Annotated in this window: 17 protein-coding genes; 8 read left to right on the plus strand and 9 right to left on the minus strand. The window is 42.9% G+C overall.

Annotation, left to right across the window (positions count from 1 at the left end; translation table 11 throughout):
* The first annotated feature begins 125 nt into the window (after positions 1-125).
* Positions 126-596, plus strand: a complete 471-nt coding sequence (locus AKG39_RS13000) for an NUDIX domain-containing protein (RefSeq protein WP_050740832.1) — start codon at positions 126-128, stop codon at positions 594-596.
* 247 nt (positions 597-843) lie between these two features.
* Here the strand turns inward: AKG39_RS13000 and AKG39_RS13005 are convergent, their stop codons facing one another.
* The 5 genes from AKG39_RS13005 to AKG39_RS13025 all read right to left on the minus strand — a co-directional run bounded on the left by AKG39_RS13005 (position 844) and on the right by AKG39_RS13025 (position 5,811).
* Positions 844-2,217, minus strand: coding sequence for an MATE family efflux transporter (locus AKG39_RS13005; protein ID WP_050740833.1), 1,374 nt, complete (start codon positions 2,215-2,217; stop codon positions 844-846).
* Between the two features lie 68 nt (positions 2,218-2,285).
* On the minus strand, positions 2,286-2,720 hold the full coding sequence (locus AKG39_RS13010) for a MarR family winged helix-turn-helix transcriptional regulator (RefSeq protein WP_050740834.1): 435 nt from the start codon (positions 2,718-2,720) through the stop codon (positions 2,286-2,288).
* 72 nt (positions 2,721-2,792) lie between these two features.
* Positions 2,793-3,707: a DMT family transporter gene (locus AKG39_RS13015; RefSeq protein WP_050740835.1), complete on the minus strand. Its 915-nt coding sequence runs from the start codon at positions 3,705-3,707 to the stop codon at positions 2,793-2,795.
* Positions 3,708-4,532, minus strand: coding sequence for an AraC family ligand binding domain-containing protein (locus AKG39_RS13020; protein WP_050740836.1), 825 nt, complete (start codon positions 4,530-4,532; stop codon positions 3,708-3,710).
* A 358-nt stretch (positions 4,533-4,890) separates the two neighbouring features.
* Positions 4,891-5,811, minus strand: a complete 921-nt coding sequence (locus AKG39_RS13025; protein ID WP_050740837.1) for a ribokinase — start codon at positions 5,809-5,811, stop codon at positions 4,891-4,893.
* Positions 5,812-6,172: 361 nt separating this feature from the next.
* On the opposite strand from AKG39_RS13025, the gene AKG39_RS13030 reads away from it, so the two are divergent.
* Positions 6,173-6,760: a hypothetical protein gene (locus AKG39_RS13030; protein ID WP_050740838.1), complete on the plus strand. Its 588-nt coding sequence runs from the start codon at positions 6,173-6,175 to the stop codon at positions 6,758-6,760.
* 285 nt (positions 6,761-7,045) lie between these two features.
* Here AKG39_RS13030 and AKG39_RS13035 read toward each other — a convergent pair whose 3' ends face one another.
* Complete coding sequence (locus AKG39_RS13035; RefSeq protein ID WP_050740839.1) at positions 7,046-8,539, minus strand: carbon starvation CstA family protein; 1,494 nt, start codon at positions 8,537-8,539, stop codon at positions 7,046-7,048.
* 505 nt (positions 8,540-9,044) lie between these two features.
* Here AKG39_RS13035 and AKG39_RS13040 point away from each other — a divergent pair.
* Complete coding sequence (locus tag AKG39_RS13040) at positions 9,045-9,713, plus strand: PspA/IM30 family protein (protein ID WP_050740840.1); 669 nt, start codon at positions 9,045-9,047, stop codon at positions 9,711-9,713.
* 6 nt (positions 9,714-9,719) lie between these two features.
* On the plus strand, positions 9,720-10,505 hold the full coding sequence (locus AKG39_RS13045) for a GIDE domain-containing protein (RefSeq protein WP_050740841.1): 786 nt from the start codon (positions 9,720-9,722) through the stop codon (positions 10,503-10,505).
* A 285-nt stretch (positions 10,506-10,790) separates the two neighbouring features.
* On the opposite strand, the gene AKG39_RS13050 is transcribed toward AKG39_RS13045, so the two are convergent.
* A complete protein-coding gene (locus tag AKG39_RS13050) occupies positions 10,791-11,249 on the minus strand; it encodes a chemotaxis protein CheX (protein ID WP_050740842.1) in 459 nt (152 codons plus the stop codon).
* A complete protein-coding gene (locus tag AKG39_RS13055) occupies positions 11,240-12,106 on the minus strand; it encodes a response regulator (RefSeq protein WP_050740843.1) in 867 nt (288 codons plus the stop codon). Before AKG39_RS13055 ends, AKG39_RS13050 begins: the two co-directional genes overlap by 10 nt.
* A 284-nt stretch (positions 12,107-12,390) precedes the next feature.
* Between AKG39_RS13055 and AKG39_RS13060 the strand changes: the two genes are divergently transcribed.
* The 3 genes from AKG39_RS13060 (at position 12,391) to AKG39_RS13070 (ending at position 16,809) form a co-directional block, all read left to right on the plus strand.
* Positions 12,391-13,650: an HD domain-containing phosphohydrolase gene (locus AKG39_RS13060; protein WP_050740844.1), complete on the plus strand. Its 1,260-nt coding sequence runs from the start codon at positions 12,391-12,393 to the stop codon at positions 13,648-13,650.
* Between the two features lie 253 nt (positions 13,651-13,903).
* Positions 13,904-15,706: a DUF4153 domain-containing protein gene (locus AKG39_RS13065; protein WP_160316194.1), complete on the plus strand. Its 1,803-nt coding sequence runs from the start codon at positions 13,904-13,906 to the stop codon at positions 15,704-15,706.
* Positions 15,707-15,927: 221 nt separating this feature from the next.
* On the plus strand, positions 15,928-16,809 hold the full coding sequence (locus tag AKG39_RS13070) for a patatin-like phospholipase family protein (RefSeq protein ID WP_050740846.1): 882 nt from the start codon (positions 15,928-15,930) through the stop codon (positions 16,807-16,809).
* A gap of 159 nt (positions 16,810-16,968) precedes the next feature.
* Here the strand turns inward: AKG39_RS13070 and AKG39_RS13075 are convergent, their stop codons facing one another.
* Entirely contained in the window at positions 16,969-17,649 is a 681-nt protein-coding gene (locus tag AKG39_RS13075; RefSeq protein WP_050740847.1) for a TetR/AcrR family transcriptional regulator, read from the minus strand.
* Between the two features lie 476 nt (positions 17,650-18,125).
* Between AKG39_RS13075 and AKG39_RS13080 the strand changes: the two genes are divergently transcribed.
* Entirely contained in the window at positions 18,126-18,929 is an 804-nt protein-coding gene (locus tag AKG39_RS13080; RefSeq protein WP_050740848.1) for a methyltetrahydrofolate cobalamin methyltransferase, read from the plus strand.
* Positions 18,930-19,081 lie beyond the last annotated feature (152 nt).

Here is a 19,081-nt window from a genome sequence, read left to right on the forward strand (position 1 = left end):
AAAAGGAGAAGTAATGATAACTTTGGATGTTTTTAGGGTATCTTTAGTATAAAGAACCAATGTCTATTTGCGGTTAAGTTTCTGAGTTCCGCAAGTACCTAATACTAAAAGAAAAGAGGAGAACCATGGAAAACTATGCGAAGAATGTTGTTGTTGTCTTTTGTTACCTTGTCCGAGACAAAAAGGTGATGCTGATCAGACGAAATTTCCCGCCCCTAAAAAATCAATACACCATTGTCGGGGGAAAAAAAGAACCGGGAGAAGATTTGCTCACCGCTTGTAAAAGGGAAGTGTTTGAAGAAACAAACCTGGTTCTCGAACAAGCCGAGTTAAAGGGAATCATCAACAATTCCACCCAGGGCCGTGACTATGATGTGTTAACCTGCTATTTTTTATCAGACTCCTTTTCCGGGAACATAAAATCCAGCCATGAAGGCAATGTAGAGTGGTGCAATATTGAAGAAAGTTACGAAAAAGAAGGCATCAGTGAGTTTTATCAAAAAATTTCACCCCATGTGTTTGGCAATAATTTCTTTCATGGGACGATTCATATTAATGAAGAAGGCCGGATTGAAAACTTTGCGATAGAAGCTTAGGCTTTGCAGACTGTATAAAAAAAACGTCCTGGGGACAATGGTAAGTCGTTGTCTGCTGCATGATCGGACAAGCTACGCCTGTTCGCCATGATGCCGACAGCTGATGTTACGATTGTCCCCAGGACTTACTTTTTGATTTATATTAAAGCAAAAAAGTAAGTTTTACCGACAATGATAACAACAGTTGTGGGCCTTGAGGCGCATACAACGATTTATCATTGATCGGTAAGACGATTAATGGATGATGCTAAATGATGCCTTTGCCTAAAGCAACTGCGACCGGTTCGGTCATGGTTTTTTTTAATTTTCGGTAGGTGACGGTGTACATGCCAACTGCCAGTATCACTGAAAAAACATCCGCCAGGGGCTGGGTCCAGATAATGCCCTGAAGCTGAAAAAAGGTGGATCCGATGATCAGCAGAGGAATAAAAGCCAGTCCCTGCCGGCAAACTGAAAGGATCAGCGACGGAATGGCTTTGCCAAGAGATTGATACACCGTGGTAATAATAAACTGGATGCCTAAAATAGGGGCCACCAGCATTTGCACGGTTAGGATGTATGCCCCAACTTCCACCACCTCGGGATCATTAATAAAAAATGAAACGATCTGGGTGGGGAAAGCCAGCGAAACCGCCATTATAATAACACCCATGATGATGCCGACGATACTTGAAAACTTAATGGCACTATTCATCCGGGTAAAATTGCCCTGGGCATAATTGTAGCCGATAAACGGCTGGATTCCCATGGCCAGGCCAAGTGCCAGCATCACAACCACGGTGAAAACCCGGCTGGATACACCAAATGCCGCAATGACATTATCGCCATAGGCCGAAGCGTATTTATTCATGAACATCATGGAGATACTCATTAAAATATTATTGACCGATGCAGGTATACCGATGGCAAATATGTTTTTAGCGATGATACCTTCAAATCTAAGATAATGTCTGCTAATGGACAGCACATCGCTTTTTTTAACAATGTAATGGATAAAATAAAGCACGGCAAAGACATTACCGATAACCGTTGCCCAGGCGGCGCCTTCGACCCCCAACCCCATTCCTAAAATCATAATGGGATCCAGCACGATGTTGATCACGGTTCCGATCATCATGCCGATCATGGCTTCATTAACCGCACCGATGGAACGGACAATCTGCGCCAGCGAGGTCTGGAGACAAATGAAAATAGCCCCATAGGCAATGATGGTTAAATAGCCCTGGGCAAAACCCATGGTGTTGATGCTGGCGCCTGCCATGGCAAGAATAGGATCCATAAACAACAGGAAAGCCACCATGCTTAGGAGTCCCAGAGCGATACAACCATAAAAACTGAAGGCTGAAGTTTTTTTAATTTCTTCGAGATTACGCTCGCCCAGCAACCGGGAGATAAAGGCGCCTCCGCCGATACCGAAAATATTGCCGAAAGCCATCAGCAGCAGAAATATCGGCATAGCCAGGGATACTGCCGCTACCTGGTTGGCATCACCGGTCTGACCCACAAAAAAAGTGTCGGCCATATTATATATAATGGTGACTAACATGCTTAACATGGTGGGGATGGCCAAGGTGAAGACCGCCTTTGGAATTGAATACTTTTCAAATAAATCGTTTTTCATTAAAATTGATTCCTTTCGTGTTCTGTTAGTTAGCATGCTAAGTATAGGCTTAAAAAAAATATCACCGACTACTGATCGGTAATATTTCCAATGATCTGATGAAGGAGCTCATCCAGCAGCTGAATCTTGTCCTCGGAAATACCTTTCAGGATATCTGCCTCAAGCCGGCTGATATCCTCATGCATACAGGGTTCAAGTTCTTTACTTTTTTCAGTGAGAACAAGGTAGTGGATCCGGCGATCCTGATTATCCGTCCGGCGCTCAACAAAACCTTTTTCCACCAGACGTTTAATAATTCCGGTAACCGTTGGGCCCTTTAGCAAAAAGGCATCTTCAAGGGTCTTTTGATTGACTTCGGAGCTTTGATTGTCCAACAGATACATAATCACCGAAAACTGGGAAGCGGTGAGCTCCCACTGCTTTAAAGCTTTATTAAAATTGCGGTCAAGATGATTGCTCAGCTGTTTGATGGTTTTTCCTAAAATAAATGATTCCTTTTTCATAGCTTCTCCGTTACTTAGCATGCTATGTATTTTATTATAACGGGCTGAGTTTGTCAAGATCAATTTTTATAATCAGATTTTTTGCTTAAAGGCAACCTTGCTTTCAGATACCATTAAACCCATAAGGGTTAAAAGGATGCCCAACCCGGCCATCCCGGTAATCTTTTCATGGAGCACAATTACCGCAGTGACAACGGTGATCACCGGCACCATATAAATATAAATACTGGATTTAACTGCACCCAGAAGTCGCACCGAAAAACTCCAGGTCACAAAGCAGAGCGCCGAAGCACCGAGTCCCAGGAAAAGAATGTTAAATAAGTAAATTGGGTTGGCAAACCGTCCAAGCTCCCATTTAAAAGGGAAGAAAAGCAGGGTTGGCAGCATAAAAAGCAGGCCATAGGAAAAAACCCGGCGGGTGGTTTGGATGGCATTGTATCCAAAGCTGGCTATTTTTCGGGTCAATATGGAATATACCGCCCAGGCAAAGGCGGCCAGCACCGCCAGCAGGTCGCCGATGGGGTTTAGCTCAAAGGTTGCGGTGCCATTGAAGCTGATCAGAAAAATCCCGGAGATGGCCAGAATAAAACCCAAAAAGAAATTGGGGTTTAAGGATTCCCCTTTTAAAAAAAACTGGGCTAAAATTGCCGTAAAAAAAGGGGCAATACAGATAATCACGCCCACATTGGATGCCATGGTATAGCTTAGGGCAACATTCTCCAGAAGGTAGTACAGTGTCACCCCGGATAATCCCGCCGCCGCAAAAACGATTTCCTGACTTCTTAAGTTAACCTTCAAACGACGTGGGTAGATCAGAATTAGGGTCAGAAGTCCGATGATAAACCGAAAAAAAAGGATTTCGATGGGGGTAAAGCTCTGGAGCAGAATTTTAGTGGAAACAAAGGTGGTACCCCAGATTAAAATGCTAAGTAATGCCGCCAAATGACCGAGCGTGTTATTGTCCCTTGTTCCTGCAGCACCAACCAATTACTGGTCCTCCTTTTTGAAGATATCCCGGTACTGGCCGGGATTCAGACCGATAAAGCTCTTGAAATATCGGGTGAAATGGCTTTGATCCGAAAACCCGGTTTCCATGGCAGCTTCGATGGGTTCAACACCTTGTTCCAATAAAATCTTGGCCTTATTAATCCGGGTGTTTTCCAGATAGCGGTAGGGGGTAATCCCCTTAACCTGAGTGAAGGATCGCAGCAGTGAGTATTTATTCATTTTTGCGAGATGCGCTAAATCATCTAGGGTTACAGGCTGATTATAATTTTTCTCTAAGTAGTCGCAGACCCGAAGAATATTTGCATTACTGGTTTCGTCTTCGGAACCAGGGGCAGGTTCAGTGTAAGCTTTGATTAATTGAACAATGAGAAAATAAAATCGTTCTTCTTTTTCAAAATCCTCTCGTTCGGCCATGATCATCTGGTGAAGCTCCCGCAGCAGATCAACCTGTTCGCTTCGGTAAGCCACCTGAGTGGTGAACCGGGGCACATAGACCCTCCCGGTGATTTCCGCGGCGATGTTCTCCATAATTTCTGGTTTGATATTCAAACACCGGTAATCAAGGGCCTGATCGTCAATCTGCTCACAGGTATGGCTTTCCAGGGGATTGAACAAAAGAATATCCCCGGATCCCACAATGTACTCCGTATTATTGTAAATCAAACGCCGCTGCCCGCTTTCAATAAACCCAATCACATAGTGTTCATGGAAATGATTGGGGAACTTCTGCATAACCCCTTTAAATTCATAGGCTTCAATTTCCAGCTGGGTATCAAAGCAAATGACTCGTTCTTCCTGTTTCATTCAAAAACCTCCTTCGGCTCATTGATAAAAGTGTACCATAACTGATAAGCAAAGGCTTGTATGATATTGACATTGTCTCCGGGATGGGTTTGTCAATAAACAAAAAGTAAGTCCTGGAGAAAATCGTAACATCAGCTGTCAGCATCATGGCGAACAGGCAGAGCCTACCCGATCATGCAGCCGAAAACAATTTGCCATTGTTTCCGGGACGAGTTTGCCAATAAACAAAAAGTAAGTCCTGGAGACAATCGTAACATCAGTTGTCGGCATCATGACGAACAGACTCTGTCTGTCCGCTCATGCAGCCGACAACGATTTACCATTGTCTCCAGGACGATTTAAATCATCGTAGTGGAGTTTATTTCTGGGCGGCTAAAAACGCATCGATTTCGGCTGAAGTCGGCAGCGACGGCTGTGCGCCGAGCTTTGTGCAGGTTAGGGCACCGGAAGCATTGGCATATTTTGCGGCTTCAACCAGGTCACCCATTTCAACATAGGCCTTGGCCAAGGTACCGGTGAAGGCATCGCCGGCGGCGGTTGGATCAATGGCATCAACCTTGTAGGGGGGAACCAGTACATCAAGACCGTCACCGTAGATATAGGAGCCGCGATCGCCAAGCTTCAGGACAACGAACTTACAGCCATTGCGCTCGATGAGCTTCTTTGATGCTTCCCGACAGGTTTCAATATCCCCAGGATAAATGCCCACCAGGGCTTTAGTTTCGGTTTCGTTGGGAGAGAGGATAGTCACTGGGGGAAGTTTTTCAAGATCATAATCCTGGGCCGGTCCGGCATCAAGAACGGTGATGATTCCTTTTTCATTGGCCAGTTCAATCGCCCGGGCGTTGGTTTCAAAGGGAATTTCGAATTGCAGAAGAATGGCGTCAAAAGGATCTTCAAAGGCTTTCTCTAAATCGTCGGGAGGCGTCAGCATATTGGCGCCGGGGAAGATAATCAGGCGGTTTTGTCCGTTGTCTTCAAGGGTAATGGCCACAAAACCGGTGTTGGCACCTTCCCGGGTCAGGGTATGGGTGGTATCCACGCCTTCTTTCTTCCAACAGTCCAGAAGATATTCGCCGTTGGAATCCTTGCCAATGGTTGCATAGGCAGAGACTTTTGCCCCTGTTCGGGCTGCTGCCACCGCGGCATTGCTGCCCTTTCCGCCGGGAGCATTGCTGTAATCGTGTCCCAGTACACTCTCACTTGGTTCCGGTGCACGTGCACACCGAAGTATGAGATCCATCATTACGCTGCCGACCAATAAAATTCGTGCTGCCATTTTGTTTCCTCCTTGAGATTTATTCATTAGGTAATTGAGAAAGTGCCGTATGCTTTACAATCAGTTTCGCACGAAACAATTTTTACACTGTACGGCGGACAGTTCGATGAACTGTTCGCCTACACGTTACAAAATTGTTTGTGGAAACTAATCGTAAAGCAACAATTGTTCGTTGTTTATCACTTTCGCAATTTCCTAATGCATTCATGATATATGCAAACATATCACTTCAAAATATTTCTGTCAATCAGATTCCACATCAAATTAAAATTACTGCTATTTGAGCTTAACTTATAAAGAATCAAGGAAACATAGTGTGCTATAATTCAGCTAAAATAAGTAACCAATTGGAGGCAGACACATGGATTGTAAGATATTTACGGATATACCCTATGAATTGACCATGGAAACATTGAATGAAGAACTTAATCTTCGAAACAAAAAAAACTTATTGAAAATTGTTGAAACTCTGCTCGCAAAGACCCGGGAAATCACCCGGCTGAAGGCTATTTATTTCAGCGGCGATATCAGCGAAAAGAATGACATCAGTGTAGCGGTTAATGGTGAGAGCTTTGGAAGTGAATTGTTAAGAGGCTATGTGGAAAAAGGGGACCGGGTTTACCCATACATGGTAACCGTGGGCACGGAGCTCGATGAGTACGCCAAAACCCTGACCGATACCATGGACCAGATTATGATCGATGGCATCATGAATCTGTTGGTGAATAAGGGGAAAGTCTTTGTGGCTAAAGAGGTTCAAAAAGAAGCTCGGTGGGACAATACCCAGGATTATGTTCCCGGAAACGGAGAAGCGTGGTCAACTGAGGAACAGACGCGTTTGTTTGACATGTTCGGAGACCAATCCAAAAAAATCGGCGTCACCCTGGGCGATCATGCCTTTGTATTGCCCGGCCGTTCCACTATCGGAATATTATCCCAAAAGAAATAAAAAAAGACCAACATTTTCATGCTGGCCTTGAGTTTGGCGATTGTCCCCAGGACTTACTTTTTGCTTCGCCTAGAGTCTTAGGAAAATATTTTTTTGCTGGTCTTAAACTGTGGGTAAAAACAAAAAGTAAGTCTTGCCGACAATGATAACATCAGTTGTGTGCCTTGAGGCGAACAGGCGACAGCCTGTCCGCATTCACGCGCATACAACGATTTATCATTGATCGGTAAGACGAGTTTATCATTCTGCGTTTGCAATTAATCCAATAAAAACAGCTTCATGGTTTTAGACGAAGACCAGCTCACGGATTTCGGTTGCTCCGTCGATAGCACGGCGGCTGACGAAAACCAGATAGAGAACAACACAGATTGCCGCAACGGAGTAGGAAATCGCATAGCTGCTGGGATCGAGGCCAATGAAGGATCCCAAACGGGATTCGAGGCCTAAACCAATGGGTGCATGAGAGATGTAGCTGACGACAATGAAGGTGTAAAACATCCCCGGAATCATGGTGATCCAGGCGAATTTACCTTCGGTTTTCAGGTATACTGTAGCCATAGCTAGGGCAAAAATGGCGACAAACTGGTTGGTGAAACCAAAGTACTGCCAAAGGAGATTAAACCCATTAGGAGAGGATTTGGCAAAACCAAGAATGGCAATGGCAGGAACAAAGATTCCCAGTGTAGTGCGGATTCGTTTGGAAACAACGGTCTGATCGATGTTAAAGGTTTCGCCCACCATCAGTCGCAGGGAACGAAAAGCTGTATCTCCTGAGGTAATGGGAAGGACAATCACACCGAGAATGGCAAAGAACGAACCAACAGATCCCAGAAATTCCCTGGAAATATTTCCGACCATCGCTGTGGCACCGGTAGATAAATCCATTCCCCGGTTAAAGAGAATCATGGCTCCGGCAGCCCAGCACATGGCAATGAAGCCTTCCACAATCATCATGTTGTAAAAGGTGCCAAGACCTTCTTTTTCGGAAGTGACGGTTCGTGAAATAAGCGTGGACTGGCTGCCGTGGAAGCCGGAGAGAATACCACAGGCTACGGTGATAAAGAACACCGGAATAAATTGCTGGCCCAGGGGATGATTCGGCATCGTTGACCAGGACAGGTTTGCCAAATTGGCACCGCCGTCGCCGATAATTCCAATAAAGATACCGATAGCGGAAATAATCAGAATGGCTCCGAAGATAGGATAAACCCGACCGATAATCTTATCAATGGGAAAAAAGGTGGCAATGAAGTAGTAGGCAAAAATAAAGGCATAAACGATCCAAATGGTCATATTTTGAGGACCGGCGTTCATGTTGAGGATATCCTTGACAATAAGATCCCCAGGGGTGTAAATAAAAACAACTCCGGTGAGGAGCATCAAAATCCATAATACCACGGTATAAATGCGGTTGGTGCCTTTCCCCAGATATTTTCCGACCATTCGAGGCATTTGAGCGCCGCCGTTTCGCATCGATATCATGCCGTTCATGTAATCGTGGGTGGCGCCGGCGATGACACAGCCAATGGGAATGGTAATAAGGGCCAGAGGACCAAAAAGGATGCCCTGGATTGGTCCCAGCACCGGTCCGGTTCCGGCGATGTTAAGTAATTCAATGAGTTGGTTTTTCCATTTTTTCATTCCTACAAAATCCACTCCGTCGGCCTTGGCAATGGCCGGGGTTTTGCGATCGTCGGAACCGAAAATCTTTTCTACAAATTTTCCGTAGAAAAATCCTCCGAAAATTAAAATGGCTATTCCGATAATAAATGTAAGCAATTCTTTCTCCTTCGATATTTATTTACATGGAATTGAGAAGTATATAAAAACTTACGCTTGCTTTGATGTCAGTTTCTAATAATAATTTGTATAGCGTTACAGGCTCGCGATTCAACGAAATATGAGATATATACGGGAAAATTATTTCATATAAACAAAAAATGAAGCATATTATACTTGATCAATTACCTATGTATGTTGTTTAAAAAAATAGACTCTTCGGTATCATTATTTTTATAATTGAAACTCTACAGCCGATATTTTTATTACTGATATTATACCATACTTGACGGATTAATGTTTTTTTGATAAACAAGATATCAATTTTTATCCTTCTTGTTGCAATATAATAAAAAAATAAATAGACTTATTTTCCCGGATTTGTTAATATGATTATGTAGAAAAAGAACGAAAAGTTGATGCGAATTGCGTAAAAAACGCATAAAATCAATGAGCCCGGGCATTTTAAGTGTCCATTATACACAAAAAACATCAGGAGGAAAGAATGGCAATTTTTGAACGTCTCGGAGATTTATTAAAGGCAAACGTAAACGACATGTTGGACAAGGCAGAAGATCCGGAAAAAATGGTGAAACAGATTATCATTGACATGGACGCCCAGGTAAATAGCGCCACCCAGGCATTGGGTTCGGCGATGGGCAGTGAAAAACAGGCATTAAAACAGTTGGAAGCTGCCAAAGCATCCTCGGAAGACTGGAGCAAAAAAGCGAAAACTGCTTTGCTGGCAGGAAACGAAGAATTGGCTAAAAAAGCCCTGGCTCAGAAAACAAGCGTGGATCAGAATCTGGTTCAGTTCCAGGCAGCCTATGATTCTATGAGTATGCAGACCGGCCAGTTAAAAGATCAGGTTCACCAATTGAAAGCTAAGCTCGAAGAAGCCCGGATGAAACAAAATATGCTCATTGCCCGTTCAAAAATGGCAGACGCTCAAAAGGGTATCAGTACCTCATTGGGTGGCACCGACAGCGCCAGTGCTTTTTCAAAGCTTGATAAAATGGAACAAAAGGTAAGCGCCAAAGAAGCAGAAGCCCAGGCCTTCACTGAAATGGCTGGTGAAAACAACAGTTTAACAGATGAATTTGAAGCGCTGGAAAAAGATGCGGCGGTGAATGATGAATTGGCCAAGCTTAAAGCAGAATTAGGAATAAGCTAGGCATCTATGGAATTTATTATTGGATTACTGATTATGTTGGCCGGTATCGGTTACGCCGTTTATGTTTTTCAAAAGAATACAAAAAAGGTTGCGGAAATTCAGTTTCAGCAAACAAGCTGTATTAAGGATGTGCTGGATATTGTCGGTGATTTGTCGAGTTTAGATGAAAACTACCGGCATTACAGTGAGGTTAAAGGTAAGCTCAACAGCGTCACCGGAGATGTGGATGCACCTTTTTCACAGCGTCCCGTTGCCTATTATGAAAATGAAGTATATTCGGTTCATGAAGAGACACGCACCGAACGAGACGATAAGGGAAACACCAGAACTGTCACTGATAAGCTGGAAACATCCTTATCCAGGGAAAAAAGCCCGGTGGAAATTTATCTCTCAGACAGCAGCTCCGAAGAAAAGGTATATATCGATATCGAAAGTTTCGGTAGCGACGTCGATTTAATGCCCGGCTGCAACCGCTTTGAATCCGAGGATTCCAACTGGGTGAAGGAAAACTTTAATTTCAATTTTTCAAAGACAAGGGGATCCCGCTTTTTAGGATATCGCTTTTTCGAGGAAATCCTGCCCGAAAATCAACCCATGTATATTCTTGGGGAAATCCATAAAAGAGCGGACCGTCTTTATGTAGGCAGAGCCGTAACAACAAAAAAATCTTCCCATGTCACATATAAATCCGAAGGTGAATTACTAGACGATATTAAAAACGAGAAACTCATCGCCATGGGCATCGGCGCCGCCGGCTTCATTGCAGGTATTGCAGTCATGTTTTTAATATAGCCCAACCATTTTTCTAAAAAGACAAAGCAAAAAGTAAGTCCCGGGGATAATGGTAACATCAGTTGTGTGCATCAAGACGAACAGGCGACAGCCTGTCCGAATTGCAGCACACAACGATTTACCACTGTCCCCAAGACAGTTTTCTCAAACTGGAAAAAAGCAAAAAGTAAGTCCCGGGGATAATGGTAACATCAGTTGTGTGCATCAAGGCGAACAGCCGATCGGCTGTCCGAATTGCAGCACACAACGATTTACCATTGTCCCCGGGACGTTTTATTGCTACTGTTAGTCCAGGGCGATGCTGATTTCCAGCTTAATGCCGTCAACATCAAATTCAGCACAAATGATTTCATCCTTGTTCATGCTCAACTCAATATCATCCCCGTACATCAGGGTCGGAACCGAGATATCCACAGTGATGCCATCATTTGAAAAATTAATGCCGGCGTTGGCAGTGAGCATATTGGACAGCTCCGAAAGAGCGCTTTTGGCCATGTCATCCAATTCTTCCACGGGCATGCCCATCATCATAATTGATGCGATGTTTTTTGCCCCTTCTTTATTAATGGTATAAACCACATTGCCTTTCTTATCTCCGACGATTCCCAGGGTGACAACTACGCCGCTGGCAATAATTTTTTTGCTTTTAACGGTGATTTCTTTTTGTGTAACACATTGAAAGCCTAACTGTGGTAAAACATCAGTTACGGCAGTGGTAAAGGGTTTAATCATTTCTATTTCCATTCATTCATCACTTTCTGAAAACCTGCATTCATAAAAACGTCGCCGAGATCTGTTTTTATAATGTAGGATTTATTTAAAAAATCTCCAAGAGATATGGTAATATCATTTCCCCGAAAAACCGTCGGAGGAGAAACTCTAAGACCAAATGACCGATTTAATCCGTTTAGAAGAGAACAGGCATTGCCGGCAACAACATTGGTAAACTCGCTGATAAAAGCGATTGCCGTATCAATGGACTGGCCGTCATCCTGTAATATTTTCTTTGTCATGTTTAAAGCTGTATCTTCAGACATATCAATGACACATCTGCCGCTGTGTCTTCCGATGATCCCAATGGTTACTGAGATTCCCGAAGAATTTCTCGTGGCTGCAGAGGTGAGTGCGTTGTCATCAATCAGGATTTCACCGCCGATTTCTCTTTTCAAAAAGCTGAAGATGGATTCTTTAAAGGCATCTTCATAATTATTTTTCAAGATATCGTACAGCTCTTCACCTTCAAACAATCGTTCAATGGCTGCGTCTAATTCGTTTTGATTCACCGGTTTCTGGAGGTAGGTTTTAATGCCTACATCAAGAGCATTTTTAATGATTTCTTCATCCATCATGGAACTGATGGCAATAATTTTTGCATCGTTTGTGTTTTTTAAAATCTCTTTTGAACATTCGATGCCATCGCCATCCGGTAAGGTCATATCCATTGTAATCAAATCGAAGGTTCCAGCCTTGGCTTGTTCGATTGCATCATGCATGTTGAAGGACGTAGCCACCACTTCATGACCGCTTTTTTCCAGCATGTTTTTTAAAACCGCAACTGAAAAAGTTGAATCATCGACGATCATTATTTTTAAACTTCCCATTAATTCACCCCTTTGAGATAATTGATATTTTTTGCATGCTTTATTCTATTTCTGAAAATGGGTGTACGTCAAGTAATATATTTGCAGGTTTTGAAATATCTATTGATTTTGTTTGATACAAAAACCCTTTGTGCTATAATGACCATTAATAAGAACATATTTAAAGTTAAAAGCCACAGAAAAGCGTTAAGGGAAACTTGATTATTAGTCGGATGCTTTTTAACTTGACACAATTATGATTCTATAGCACAATGCTTTTTACCAAAACATTTAAGGAAGGTACAATGACAATGATCTCTTTAGCGGAATTGACCCTGGAATTATCAAGAGCTTCTGACATGGTAAGCCCGGAACTTAATAATCATCAAAGACAAGTTGCTTTTATAACCTATAACTTGGGAGAAGAGTTGAAATTCGATGAAGAGAAACAGAATGAATTAAGCGTAGCTGCTATTTTACATGATATTGGCGGTTTAAGTATGCAGGAGCGGATTAATGTTTTGAAATTCGAAGTATTGAATCCTCATAAACATGCGAAAATCGGCTGGATGCTTCTAAAGGATTACCGGGAATTCCACGAAATTGCTAAAATTATTAAATTTCATCATGTGGATTGGGATCATGGCAATGGTCTTAAAAAAGATGGGGAAGATGTTTTATTGGAAAGTCACCTTATTCATTTAGCCGATCGCATTGCCACTCTGATTTCCAAAGAGGATAAAATAATCGATCAAATCGATGTAATTTATAATCGCATAAAAGCTGCTTCGGGAACAAAATTTTGTCCCGATTATGTAAATGCTTTTAAACGGCTCAAAGAAAAAGAATATTTCTGGTATGATCTGGAATCCATTGCCAACGGTAGAAATTATTATAAAAAAATTATTTTCAAATACCAGCCAGTTAATATGGATGAGCTCATCGGCATTGCCAAATTATTTGCCCGAATCATCGATTTCAGAAGCAATTTCACCGCGGTTCATAGTGAAGGCGTGTCAGCTGTTGCCAAACGATTAGCCCAGCATTCAAACTGTGATGAAATGACCTGTAAAAAAATTCAGGTGGCGGGTTATGTCCATGATCTTGGTAAATTAATGGTTCCCACAGAAATTTTAGAAAAACCCGGTAAACTTACGGTCAAAGAATTTTCCCTAGTCAAAGGTCATGCTTACCATACCTATGTTCTTTTGGATCGCATCAAGGGACTTGAAGACATTAAGGAGTATGCATCCATGCATCATGAACGACTGGATGGTACAGGTTATCCCTTTAAACTTAAGGGGAAGGACTTGTCTCTGGGTGCCCGGATTATGGCAGTGGCGGATATTTTTACGGCCTTATCCGAAAACCGACCATATCGCAAGGGAATGGAAAAAGATGCGGTGATTAAAATTCTCCAATTAATGTCAGTGGAAAAAAAGATTGATGAGAAAATAGTGGATACCTTAGTTGCCTATTACCAGGACATCAACAAGGTCCGGATTAAGGCCCAGAAAAAGGCGCGGAATCGCTATAACGATTTTGCCCGGGCTTTGGACTATTAATCGGGTTAAGGACTCATTAAAACAATCGGCAGCATGAAAGACCTTCCGAAAAGATTTCAGGGAGGTTTTTATCATGGCTTGAAATGTTTCATTTGTCAACTTTATAAATAAAAGTTATTTTAATCAATCTAATTAATCAATAATGGGTATAATATTAAATAAAAGATATTGGTAATTAATGATTTTGCGAATATACAGATCTGGGATTCCTTTGATGTTTGGCCTGAAAAATTTAGGCGGAAAGGATTTGACAATGAAAATCACAGAAAAGCTTCGTGAGAAACTCAGTGGCTTATATGAGGCTCTGTCCCGTTATCCCCTGACGGTAATTTTTCTGACTGCTGCTGCCGTGGTCAATGCCATGGCCATTCACCAGGACGTGGATTATACTAAATATCTGCTGACCTATGTGGTTGGTGCAAGCCTCGGGTTTACCCTCCAGGCGGCCTGGGAACGCTTTTTTTATAAAACTAGCCATCGCCTGGCCCTGATGGGTCTTTGCCTGGTTCTGACCCTGGGTTATTTTCTCATTGTCAGACAATACACAACCACCAGCGTTGAAACATGGATCAGGACATCCGTGGCGCTTTTGGCGCTTTTGATTGCTTATATCTGGGTGCCGGTAATTAAAAGCAGGATCAGCTTCAACGAAAGTTTTATGATCGCCTTTAAGGCTCTGTTTAATTCCCTGCTCTTCTCCGGTGTCATCTTTTTGGGAATCACCCTGATTCTCGCAGCGGTTGATCTGCTTCTTTTCAAGGTCCCGGAAAAGTCGTATATTCATGCTCTCAACATTGTCGGAATGCTTTTTGCACCCATTTATTTCCTGTCCCTGATTCCGGTTTACCCGGGCGAGTCCGATAAAAACCGTTTCCCCGAGGAAATCGAAGCTAATCAGGAGAAAATTACGCGATCCGCCAGCTGTCCGAAGTTTCTGGAGATTCTGATATCCTATATCATTATCCCACTGCTGTCAGTCTATACGGTGATTCTGGTAATCTACATCGCAACCAATATCACCGGGCCATTCTGGACCGACAACCGCCTGGAACCCATGCTGGTAGGCTTTGCCGTTGGGGTCATTCTGGTTTATATTCTGTCCAGTCGGCTGGAAAATAAATTTGCAGTGTATTTTCGCAAAATTTTTCCCAAAGTGCTGGTTCCTATTGTGGTGTTTCAGATTGTGTCTTCGGTTCTGAGAACCCAGGATACAGGAATCACCTATGGCCGTTATTATGTGATTCTTTTCGGAATCTTTGCGGCAGTAACCGGTGTTCTGCTGAGTTTGATGCCCGTGCGCAAAAACGGCATCATCGCCGCCCTGCTGATTGGTTTTGCAGCTATTTCGATTATTCCCCCGGTGGATGCTTTTACCGTCAGCCGGGCAAATCAGGTGGCAATGCTCACCTCGGTGCTTATTGAAAACAATATGCTCGGGGACGATACGGTTACCCCCAATGCAACGGTTTCCGAGGAAGACAAAAAAACCATTTCCGATACCATCAGTTATCTTAGCATGATGGGCTACACCAAAGACATCCCCTACTTGGGAGCGGATTTTGACCTTTATGATAATTTCTACAATACCTTCGGGTTTTACCGCTACCAGGAAAATCCCTACGGCCAGGGATCCGTTTATCTGAGTCTCGATCAGGGCTCCCCGCTTAGCATAAGTGGATATGATACCTTTGTTGTGGTAAACTTCTACTATCAGGACACGAAATCAACGTCGTTGGTCTGCGATTTTGAAAAAGACGGAAAAATCTATACCCTTACCCAGGAAAAAACACCGTCGCCGGGAGCACTAAGGCTGACGGATGAAGCAGGTGAGGAATTAATCACCGTGAATATGCAGGACGTTTTTGACCATTTCGATACATCCGCAGGTGGCAATTATACCACCAGCAAAGACGCCATGTCCGCCGAAGAGGCCACCTATACCCAGGGAAATGACAAGGCCGATATTTCGCTGGTGGCAATGTTTTTGAATATTGAAAAATCAGGTGCCGAGACTGTGTACAACGGGGACTTTTATGTGCTCATTAAAATAAAATAAGCGTGGTAATTTAAAGACTTAAAAAGCAGATAATGCGAAAGTGCCGTGTGCTTTGCAATCAGTTTCGCACGAAACAATTTTTACACTGCACGGCGTACAGTCTTAGGACTGTTCGCCTGCACGTTACAAAATCGTTTGTGGAAACTAATCGTAAAGCAACAACTGTTCGATGTTTATTAGTTTTATAATTACCAGAAAAAGAAAGAGGAGACAGAAGATCCATGACAATGATTAATAACATTAACGATACGGCATTGATATTTGAAGGTGGGGGAATGCGGGCCAGCTACACTGCCGGATTTTTGAATAATCTGCTGGAGAACGAGCTGTATTTCAATTACGTTGCCGGTATTTCAGCCGGCTCCAGCCATAGTGTCAACTATCTGGCAAGAGATACCCGGCGGGCCAAGCGTTCCTTCGTGGACCTGGTGTTGGATCCCGAATTCGGAGGCTGGAAATCCTTTTTCAAAGGCGAAGGCTTTTTCCGTTCTCAGTATATTTATGAAGAAACCTCACTACCCGGGGAATCACTGCCCCTGGATTTTAAAAAATTTATGAATAATCCGGCCCAGCTCCGGATCGGGGTTTTTCACCGGGACCGGGGCGAGGTTATTTACTATACCAAGGATGATATCCAGGACATGCAGGACCTCATGAAAATTGTGCGATCCTCATCCTCCATGCCGATTTTTATGCCTCCCACCTACTACAAAGAAAACTATTATGTGGATGGTGGTCTGGGCGGCGGGATTGCTCTGGACATTGCGAAAAAGGATGGTTACGAAAAGTTCTTCGTGGTGCTCACCCGTGAAAAAGGCTACCGGAAAAGTCCGGTGAAATTTCAACGATTCATTAAGACTTATTATCGAAAGCATCCCCAGGTGGCTGAAGCCATGCTTACGCGTCACATCATTTACAATCAAACGTTGGACGAACTGGAAGCTTTGGAAAAGGATGGTAAGGCCTTTCTCGTGTACCCCGAAACCATGCCGGTATCCAACCGGGAGATTGACTTTGACAAACTCTCCCATAGCTATGAGCTGGGCTATGCCCAGGGACGCCGGGATTTACCCCAATGGAAAGCCTTTCTGGGAATGCAATAATAAACGTCCCGGGGACAATGGTAAATCGTGGTCTGCCACATGATCGGACAAGCTAACGCCTGTCCGCTATGATGCAGACCCCTGATGTTACGATTGTCCCCAGGACGATTATTTCTACAAAAAAAATGCACCCATGCAGGTGCTTTTTTTTTTGCGTTTCTATTTAATGAGATAGCGGTGGATATCCAATAAATGGGGATAGCTTTTAAGCAGGGCAACCACACGTTGTGATGCTTTTTCGATGATATCAGTGGTCCGCCCGGGATCTTGATCGTAACCGAGGCAGTAGTACATTAAATTAACCGAAAGGCTTATAATCTCGTCATCGGTAAATTCAAAATCAGTACTGCGTTTTTTTAGGAGACCCTCATAGACAGAGTAGATTGTGGTCAGAAAAAGGCTGAGATTTTTTTCAGGGGTATAGCCATTGGGTTTCATTTGCTGAGCAATGAGCCTGGCGTAAATTTGCTTGAGACTCCCGGCATAAATGGCTTTATACGTAATGTCCTCAGATTGAGTGGCAATCACAAAATCCAGTTTTTCCGGATTTGCTTTTATAATTAACATACATAGTTTATAAAAACTTACAATGTATAAAAAAACATCATCATCGGGATTAACATAGTACTTGAGATAACTGGACAGGATTTGATAATCTTCTTTGTAAATTTCGATGGCAATATTGTGTTTGTTCTTAAAATGATAAGTAATGAGTCCCTGGCTGATGCCAATTTCCTGAGCAATACGACGAAACCCCACATGATAACCTTCGGTAAAAAAAAGATTTTTAGCGGTATCGTAAATAAGCTGTTTGTTGGTTTTCTCTATAATAATGGTCATAATCGTTCCTTTTCATAATTTGAATTCATTTCATTTAAACACAGAATCATTAAATTTTCAACAAGAAAAGAAGTAAACCATTCGCAAAAATAAATATTGTGTGCATTTAATAAACTACGATATATTTATTCAAAACGACTAATCAATAAGAGAAATTGGTTGATTTAATAATATTAAATGCATTTAATAAAATCATTGACGTACCTTTACAGTGGTGCTATACTATACACGTACAAGCGACATGTTATTTATCAATATTGGTTTAAAAAACTACCCCTTTTTAAATGAGTTCGGACAAATAACATCATCAAAGGAGATAGTAAAACAATGAGGCTAAATCATAAAACGTTTCAAGCCCCTTGTTATCTCCAGGCTTCAGTGGCAAACAGAGGTACGCCTGTTTGTCATGATGCCTCAACCATTTCAACCAAGTATCCGCAATTACTTAATATAAAAATTACCAGGGAGGTAAAAAAATGATTATTATTGGAGAAAAGATTAACGGGGCGATTCCATCAACCGCCAAAGCAATTAAGGAAAAGAATGCCGCTTTTATTCGGGATCTGGCCATCAAACAAACCGAGGCCGGAGTGGATTACATTGATGTCTGCGCATCGGTGGATGACGACATTGAATTGGAAACCATGAAATGGCTCATCGATATCGTCCAGGATGCCACCGATCTGCCGATAGCCGTGGACAGCCCTAACGTCCATACCTGCATCGCATCCATGAACTACTGTAACAAACCCGGACTGTTCAATTCCGTATCCCTGGAAGGGGACAAGATTGACGCCGCATTTGCTGCCATCGCCGACACCAAATGGGAATGTGTGGCCCTATTAAACAGCGACAAAGGCATTCCTAAAACCGCCAAAGACCGTCTGGACGTCTTTGCCGATTTAATGGCCAAAGTCAAGGAATATAAGATCGATCCTGCCCGGATGCACATTGATCCCCTGGTTGAAATGCTCTGCACTTCCGAAGACGGCATTGCCATGGTCACCGAAGTCATCAAAGAAATCAAAACTCAGTATCCCACCATCCATGTCACCGGTGCAGTCAGCAACATTTCCTTTAACCTCCCAGTTCGTAAAATGGTTAACATGGGCTTTGTGGTTCTGGCCATGAACGCCGGACTGGACAGTGCCATCCTTGATCCTTTAAACCGGGATTTAATGGGCATCATCTTTGCTACCGAAGCCCTGCTGGGCGAAGACGACTACTGCATGGAATATATCGGCGCCTACCGCGAAGGCATCTTTGGACCGGTAAAATAATAAACCATCATAAAAATTGAATTTTAGAAGCTAACAACAAACCAACCTTTAGAGTGCTGTCTGTTGATATAAACAATTTTGTAACGTCTTAGGCGGACATCTCGGAGAGTGTCCGACGTAGCGTGGAAAAATTGTCTTATATCAACAGACAG

This window comes from Acetobacterium bakii (assembly GCF_001263355.1).
Lineage (GTDB): Bacteria > Bacillota > Clostridia > Eubacteriales > Eubacteriaceae > Acetobacterium > Acetobacterium bakii.